This window comes from Sedimentitalea todarodis (assembly GCF_032595355.1).
Taxonomy (GTDB): Bacteria; Pseudomonadota; Alphaproteobacteria; order Rhodobacterales; family Rhodobacteraceae; genus Sedimentitalea; species Sedimentitalea todarodis.
Genome location: NZ_JASMWN010000059.1, coordinates 1 through 5,686, shown reverse-complemented (window position 1 = coordinate 5,686; position 5,686 = coordinate 1). Strand labels below are relative to the sequence as shown.

Genomic DNA, 5,686 nt, shown 5'->3' with positions numbered 1-5,686 from the left:
ATTGATCCTGTTGAATCTCAGGAATGGCAGGAAGCGATTGAGGATGTGATTGAGCGTGATGGCGCCAATCGTGCTCATTTTCTTTTGGACAAGGCGGTTCAGCAGGCGCGGGCGGCGGGGGCGACGCTGCCGTTTTCGGCGACGACGCCGTATCAGAACACGATCCCTTCGGACGATCAGGCCGCGTTTCCGGGTGACATGGAGATGGAGTGGCGGATCCGGACGATCAACCGCTGGAACGCGATGGCGACGGTTGTGCGTCGCAACAAGGTGAGCAGCGAGTACGGCGGTCACATTGCCAGTTTTGCCAGTTCGGCGGTGATGTATGACATCGGTCTGAACCATTTCTGGCGTGCGAAATCAGCGATTCACGGTGGCGATCTGGTGTTTTTCCAGGGCCATGTGATCCCGGGCATCTATGCGCGCAGTTTCATGGAAGGGCGGATCAGCGAGGAAGAGCTCGAGAATTTCCGCAGCGAGGTCGATGGCAAGGGTCTGTCGAGCTATCCGCATCCGTGGCTGATGCCCGATTACTGGCAGTTCCCGACGGTTTCGATGGGTCTTGGCCCGCTGATGGCGATCTATCAGGCGCGGTTCATGAAATACATGCACAACCGGGGCCATATCGACATGGCCGACCGCAAGGTGTGGTGTTTCCTGGGCGACGGCGAGATGGACGAGCCCGAAAGCCGGGGGGCGATCGACCTTGCGGCGCGCGAAGGGCTGGACAACCTGATCTTTGTGATCAACTGCAACCTGCAGCGGCTGGACGGCCCGGTCCGGGGCAACCACAAGATCGTTCAGGAGCTTGAGGGCGATTTCCGCGGCGCTGGCTGGGACGTGGTCAAACTGCTCTGGGGCAAGGGCTGGGATGATCTGCTGGAGAAAGACTCCAGCGGCCGGTTGCGCCAGTTGATGGATGAAACCCTGGATGGCGACTACCAGACGTTCAAATCCAGGGACGGCGCCTATATCCGCGAGCATTTCTTCGGCAAGTACCCGGAGACCGCGGCGTTGGTGGAAGGCTGGACCGACGATCAGATCTGGGCGTTGCGCCGGGGCGGTCACGATCCGGAAAAGGTGTATACGGCGTTCAAGCGGGCGACCGAAACCAAGGGTCAGCCGAGCTGCCTGCTGATCAAGACGGTCAAGGGCTATGGCATGGGCACCGCCGGCGAGGGGCAGAACACCACGCACCAGCAGAAGAAGCTGGCCGAAGACCAGTTGCGGGCCTTCCGCGACAGGTTCGACATTCCGATCAGCGACGCGGATCTGCCCAAGGCGCCGTTCGTGACGCTGAACAACGCGCAGAAGGCCTATCTGGCGGACCGCCGCAAGGCGCTTGGCGGGGCGTTCCCGCAGCGCCAGTCCGACTGCGAAAAGCTGGAGATTCCGCCGCTCTCCAAGTTCGAGGCGCAGCTGAAGGGCACGGGCGAGCGTGAAATCTCGACCACCATGGCCTTTGTGCGGATCCTGACGACGCTGCTCAGGGACAAGAAGATCGGCAAGAACATCGTGCCGATCGTGCCGGATGAAAGCCGGACCTTCGGGATGGAGGGGCTGTTCCGCTCGGTGGGGATTTATAACCCGCTGGGGCAGAAATACACCCCGCAGGATGCCGACCAGATGTCGTTCTACAAGGAGAGCGTCGACGGGCAGGTTCTGCAGGAGGGCATCAACGAGGCCGGGGCCATGGCCGACTGGATCGCGGCGGCGACGTCCTATTCCAACCACGGCGTGCCGATGATCCCGTTCTTCATCTACTACTCGATGTTCGGGTTCCAGCGGATCGGCGATCTGGCCTGGGCGGCGGGCGACAGCCGGGCGCGCGGGTTCATGCTGGGCGGCACCGCAGGGCGCACCACGCTGAACGGCGAAGGGTTGCAGCACGAGGACGGGCACAGCCACATCCTTGCGAGCACCATCCCGAACTGCATCAGCTATGATCCGACCTTCCAGTACGAGGTGGCGGTGATCGTGCAGAACGGCATGCAGCGCATGTATGGCGATCAGGAGGACGTGTATTTCTACCTGACCCTGATGAACGAGAACTACAGCCACCCCGACATGCCGATGGGTGTGGAAGAGGACATCATCAAGGGTCTGTACCGGTTCCGTGAAACACCGAAACCGGGTGATCGCCATGTCAACCTGATGGGGTCGGGCACGATCCTGATGCAGGCGCTGAAGGCGGCGGAGATGCTCGAGGAAGATTTCGGCGTGACCAGCGACATCTGGTCGGCGACCTCGCTGAACGAATTGGCGCGCGACGGGCAGGATTGCATGCGCTGGAACCGTCTCAACCCGCTGGAGGATCCGAAACAGCCTTTCGTGACTCAGCAGTTGTCGAAAGCCAGCGGGCCGGTGATCGTGGCGACCGACTACATGAAGAACTATGCCGAGCAGATCCGGGCGATGGTGCCGAACGATTTCACGGTGCTGGGCACCGATGGGTTCGGGCGCTCCGACAGCCGGGTCAACCTGCGGCGGTTCTTCGAGGTGGACGCCAACCATATCGCGGCGACGGCGATGGAGCGGCTGTATCGCGCCGGCCATGTCAGCCGCGCGGAAATGGAATCCGCCCTGAGCAAGTACAACATTGACGGCGCCAAGCCGAACCCCCGCCTGGTCTGACCACGGGATACGAGGAGACAATACAAATGGCTATTGAAGTAACCGTACCGGATATCGGCGATTTCAGCGATGTTCCGGTGATCAGCATCCTGGTGAGCGTTGGTGACGTGATTGCGCTGGAAGACCCGCTGGTCGAGTTGGAAAGCGACAAGGCAACGATGGAAGTTCCGAGCTCGGCTGCGGGCAAGGTGACCGAGATCAAGGTGAGCGAAGGCGACAAGGTGTCGATGGGCGACGTGATCCTGATGGTCGAGGCCGATGGTGCGTCTGCGGCGCCCAGAGACGAGCCCAAGGCGGACACGCCTGCAGCCGCGCCCGCCGCCGCCCCTGCAGCCGCCCCCGCAGCTGTCGCCCCGGCGGTGACGGATGCCGGTTTTGGCAAGGTCCATGCCAGCCCGTCGGTGCGCGCCTTTGCGCGGCAACTGGATGTCGAGCTGAGCAAGGTCAACGGCTCCGGTCGCAAGGGACGTATCCTGCGCGAGGACGTGACCAAATACCTGAAATCCTCCACCGCACCGGCCGCTGCCGCCGGCGGAGCACAGGGGGGTATGGGCATTCCGCCGATCCCGCCTGTGGATTTCAGCAAGTTCGGCCCTGTCGAAGATGTGGAGATGCCCCGGATCAAGAAACTCTCGGGTCCGGCGCTGCATCGCAGCTGGCTGAACATCCCGCATGTGACCCACAATGAAGAGGCCGACATCACCGATCTCGACGGCTATCGGCGCGAGTTGGACACACAGGCCAAGCAGGACGGCTATCGTGTCACCCTGCTGAGCTTTGTGATCAAGGGCGCGGTGTCTGCGCTCAAACAGCATTGGGAGGTCAATTCGTCGATCCATCCGGACGGCGACAAGCTGATCAAGAAGGATTATTACAATATCGGCTTTGCGGCGGACACGCCGAACGGTCTGATGGTGCCGGTGATCAAGGATGCCGACCGCAAGGGGATCATCGAGATCAGCAAGGAACTGGGCGAATTGTCGGCCAAGGCGCGCGATGGCAAGCTGAAGGGCGATGACATGTCGGGTGCCACGTTTACCATATCATCTCTGGGTGGCATCGGCGGAACGTCGTTTACGCCGATCGTCAACGCGCCCGAGGTGGCGATCCTGGGTCTGACCCGCTCCAGGATGGCGCCGGTCTGGGATGGCGAGGCCTTCGTGCCGCGCAACATGCAGCCGCTGAGCCTGTCGTATGACCACCGCGCCATCGACGGGGCGCTGGCCGCCCGGTTCTGCGCAACACTGAAACACCTGCTCGGCGACGTGCGCCGGCTGATGTTGTAAGGAGGGCGCGGATATGGACGTCAAGGTTCCCGATATCGGTGATTTTTCCGATGTACCCGTGATCAGCATCCTGGTCAGCGTCGGCGATGACGTCGCCGCCGAAGACCCGCTGATCGAACTGGAAAGCGACAAGGCGACGATGGAAGTGCCAAGCCCGGCGGCGGGCAAGGTCAAGGAGATCAAGGTCTCCGAGGGCGACAAGGTCTCCGAAGGCAGCCTGATCCTGGTGCTGGAAGGGGCCGCGGCCGACACCGCCCCGCAAGCGGCGGATGAAACGGCGCCGGCCGCGGCTGCGCCTGCTGCTGTCGCCGCGACCGGCACCGCAAGTGGTGCCGGCGAGCATCACGCCGAGGTGGTGGTTCTGGGCGCGGGGCCGGGCGGCTACACGGCAGCCTATCGCGCCGCGGATCTCGGCAAGTCGGTCATCCTGATCGAACGCAACCCGGTGCTGGGCGGCGTCTGCCTGAACGTGGGCTGTATCCCGTCCAAGGCGTTGCTGCATGCGGCCAGGGTGATCACCGAGGCCGAGGAAATGGGCGCGCATGGCATCACCTTTGCCAAGCCCAAGGTCGATCTGGACAGCCTGCGCGGCTGGAAGGACGGCGTGGTCAAGCAGCTGACCGGCGGTCTGGACGGGTTGGCACGCGCGCGCAAGGTCAAGGTCGTGCGCGGCACCGGGACGTTCTCCGGCCCCAACATGATCGCGGTCACGGGCGCGGATGGCGACACCACGGTGAGCTTTGATCACTGCATCATCGCCGCCGGCTCCGAGCCGGTGGAACTGCCGTTCATTCCGCATGACGATCCGCGGGTGATGGACAGCACCGGGGCGCTGGAACTGGCCGACATCCCCAAGCGGATGCTGGTTCTGGGCGGCGGCATCATCGGGCTGGAAATGGCCTGTGTCTATGACGCGCTTGGCTCGAAAATCACGGTGGTCGAATTCATGGACCAGCTGATGCCGGGGGCCGACAAGGACATGGTGCGCCCGCTGCAAAAGCGTGTCGAGGGCCGCTATGAAAAGATCATGCTCAAGACCAAAGTCACCGGCATGGAGGCCCAGAAGAAGGGGCTGAAAGTCACCTTCGAGGATGCCAAGGGCGAGGTCACCACCGACACGTTCGACCGGGTTCTCGTGTCCGTCGGGCGCCGTCCCAACGGCAAGCTGATCAATGCCGAGGCGGCGGGCGTCGCCGTGGACGAGCGCGGCTTTATCGCCGTGGATCATCAGCAGCGCACCGGTCAGCCGCATATCTTCGCCATCGGCGATGTGGTCGGACAGCCGATGCTGGCCCACAAGGCCGTGCATGAAGGCAAGGTCGCGGCCGAAGTCGCCGCCGGACACAAGCGCGCCTTCGATGCGCAGGTGATCCCGTCGGTGGCCTATACCGATCCCGAGGTGGCCTGGGTCGGGCTGACCGAAACCCAGGCCAGGGAAAAGGGCCTCAAGGTCGAAAAGGGCGTGTTCCCCTGGGCGGCCTCGGGCCGGGCCCTGTCAAACGGCCGCAGCGAGGGCATGACCAAGCTGCTGTTCAACCCCGAAGACGACCGCGTCGTCGGCGCCGCCATCGTCGGCACAAACGCCGGAGAGCTGATCGCCGAAGCCGCACTCGCCATCGAAATGGGCGCCGATGCCGTCGACCTCGGCCACACAATCCACCCCCACCCGACCCTGAGCGAAACCATCAATTTCGCAGCAGAAATGTTCGAAGGCACAATCACAGACCTCATGCCACCAAAAAAACGAAAGTAGTCCAACAGAGACC

Annotated in this window: 3 protein-coding genes; all 3 read left to right on the top strand. The window is 62.9% G+C overall.

From position 1 onward, the window contains the following. A partial coding sequence (aceE, locus tag QO231_RS25695) for a pyruvate dehydrogenase (acetyl-transferring), homodimeric type (protein WP_316783048.1) occupies nt 1–2,634 on the top strand: 2,634 nt, incomplete at its 5' end. 26 nt (nt 2,635–2,660) lie between these two features. After that, complete coding sequence (locus tag QO231_RS25690; protein ID WP_316783045.1) at nt 2,661–3,920, top strand: dihydrolipoyllysine-residue acetyltransferase; 1,260 nt, start codon at nt 2,661–2,663, stop codon at nt 3,918–3,920. A 13-nt stretch (nt 3,921–3,933) separates the two neighbouring features. Next, complete coding sequence (gene lpdA, locus QO231_RS25685) at nt 3,934–5,673, top strand: dihydrolipoyl dehydrogenase (protein ID WP_316783042.1); 1,740 nt, start codon at nt 3,934–3,936, stop codon at nt 5,671–5,673. Nucleotides 5,674–5,686 lie beyond the last annotated feature (13 nt).